Raw genomic sequence first — 1705 nt, forward strand, 5'->3', positions numbered from 1 at the left:
ATATGAAAAGCAATAATAAACTTTTCATATTTATATTAAAATTAATACTTGAAATTAACCAATTATAATAATTCTTCTTATCATAGATACGGAGACTTCTTTGAATTTCATAATACCCTTTTAATATTTGCTTTGAGTATTGTGGAGATTCTATTAATAAAATATTACAAGAGTTAAGATGATCAACTTGTCCATTAAAATTTGACATGTTACTTGTAATATTATTACCATGTCTTCTATATCTTCCAAGAACTTCATCAATGTAGCAAATTTCTCCTCCATTCAGTAGTGTTTGCATCCAATACAACCAATCACTAGCTATTGGTATTCTCTCATCAAATCCATTTTTAGGAGTCATTTTATTCCTAACCACCGTGGCACATGCGCCATTGAAAGTACCTTTTGAAACAACTGATTTAAAATCCCCAACAAAACTATTTTTTTTGTTGTTCATAAAATATAGCGTTTTATTAGTTGACGATTCAAAAACATCTAAATTATGATAACAAATTGTACAAGTGGGATTTGCTTCCATATATTCCACTTGCTTTCTTATTTTATTTGGCAACATTATATCATCTCCTCCAATCCAAAATATATATTTACCTGAGCAAGCAAAATGTGCTCTATTCGAATTTTTTGTAATACCCAAATTTCTATCTGATAATACCAAAACAAATTTATTTGGGTATGTTACTTCATACTCTTTAAGCATCAATTGAGAACCATCCTTAGAACAATCATCAGCAACAACTATCTCTATATTTTGATAATCTTGCATCAAAATAGATTCAATACACTCTTTTAAATATTCTTTTTGATTATATGTAATTATTGCTATACTTACTAAAGGCAAATTATTTTTATTCATTTTTATAGATATTTTAAAAAACTAGTTGGGGCTTCTTTTAAATAACAACTTCCTAAAAAAAGAAATCATTATAACAAAATAAATGAAGTAATTAATAGCAAATGCAATTGATATCCCTTTTATTCCAAAATAATGAACACATATGTATCCCCAAATTATATACCCTACAGAAAATCCTATTTCCATAATAACAAAAAGCTTTGTCATTGATTTAGCAACAACTAGGTATCCTAATATCCAAGAAGCCATTTTAAAAAAATCTCCTAAAAGCTGATAAAAAAACAAGTCTTCCATTACCATAAAGTCTGATGTATATAACAGCCTAATAATTAAAAATCGCATTAAATAAATTACTAAACAACTAAAAAAGACGGTAGGTAATATCAACTTATACCCTTGAAGTATTTCGTCCTTAAGTTCTCTATCGGTATGCAAAGAAGCAAGTTTAGGCAAATAATATGTTGACAATGCTGTAGTTAGTATCATTAAATAACCATCTGATATGCGCATCATGCCTTGCCAGATACCCGCAGATTGTATTCCTAATGTAGTGATTAGCATGTTCCGTAAAATAATTTGAGAAACCGGAATTGTCAATGCTGTTACAATAGCCATTAAACTATAATGCGATAATTTTTTAAGAATATCTACATCAACTTTTTGTGTGAAATACCCCCATTGAAACCAATCACTTTTTGCAATCAAAAATAATGTTACAAAAAATACAATTGATTGTGATAGTACTAGTGCATATAATGCCCCTACTAACTTAAAATAATAAACCAAAATTAATGTAAAACCTAAACCTATAATACTTCCAAGAGTATTAACAAT

Annotated in this window: 2 protein-coding genes; both read right to left on the reverse strand. The window is 28.0% G+C overall.

Annotated elements, in window-relative coordinates:
* The coding region (locus tag FLA105534_RS23515; protein WP_173968501.1) for a glycosyltransferase at positions 1-871 on the reverse strand (871 nt) is incomplete at its 3' end.
* 21 nt (positions 872-892) lie between these two features.
* Positions 893-1705 (reverse strand): O-antigen translocase (locus FLA105534_RS23520; protein WP_173968502.1); only part of this gene is annotated, 813 nt, incomplete at its 5' end.

The organism is Flavobacterium collinsii, from assembly GCF_902804485.1.
Lineage (GTDB): Bacteria > Bacteroidota > Bacteroidia > Flavobacteriales > Flavobacteriaceae > Flavobacterium > Flavobacterium collinsii.